Annotated in this window: 1 rRNA gene; it reads right to left on the reverse strand. The window is 48.7% G+C overall.

Features of this window, described 5'->3' with window-relative positions:
• Nucleotides 1-672: 672 nt before the first annotated feature.
• Nucleotides 673-785: ribosomal RNA gene (rrf, locus tag IB257_RS31400) — 5S ribosomal RNA — on the reverse strand.
• Between the last annotated feature and the right edge of the window lie 2 nt (nt 786-787).

Raw genomic sequence — 787 nt, forward strand, 5'->3', positions numbered from 1 at the left:
TTTGTTTCGTATTTCTTAACCCCCGAAAGGGTCGAGTCATACGTCGCTACTCAAAGGAAGTGAGGTATGTGCTTAGACTTGACATCTAAGGTACTTCACTTCTAGTGAGCACTTGATTTCATTGTGCTTGTGACCGAAGTCACTATGCACTCGCATCAAGCGCCCACACTTATCGGTTGTTTAATTGTTAAAGAGCGGTACTGCTAAATTCTGTACTACTTACTGCATCTTGCCGCCAACTTCGCGCTTCGTCGCTTACGCGATGTCGCCGCATCAGCAGCAGAGAAACGAGATTATGAAGGAGTTTTTAGCGCTTGTCAAATCGTTGTCGCTTTTGTTTGAGTTTTTCAACTCATCTCCAGCATCAAGACCTGGCAACTTACCGCCTGGACCCCTTCAGGTCCGCCAGGACAACGCCCCGGCTTTTCGCTTCCCTTAGCAGCTATCGGAATGTCGGGGTATACCCTGATATTTCGGTAGCAGCCAAGCCGCAAACTATAACATCTTTTTTGCAGTTCATGCAGCTGGCTTCTGCCTAATCTGCATCTTCTACTGCAAAACCGCTGTTTTGCTGGATCTCTCCATCTTTACCGCGGCTGAGAACTCAAGGCTCTCACTTATATATAAAGACAAACCCCCGCAGGGTAACCTGCGGGGGTTTGCGGAATAAAAGCTTGACGATGACCTACTTTCACAGACGTCCGTCCACTATCATCGGCGCAAAGTCGTTTCACTGTCCTGTTCGGGATGGGAAGGAGTGGGACCAACTCGCTATGGTCGTCAAGCG

Source organism: Achromobacter sp. ACM03, from assembly GCF_014851665.1.
Classification (GTDB): Bacteria; Pseudomonadota; Gammaproteobacteria; order Burkholderiales; family Burkholderiaceae_B; genus Achromobacter; species Achromobacter aegrifaciens.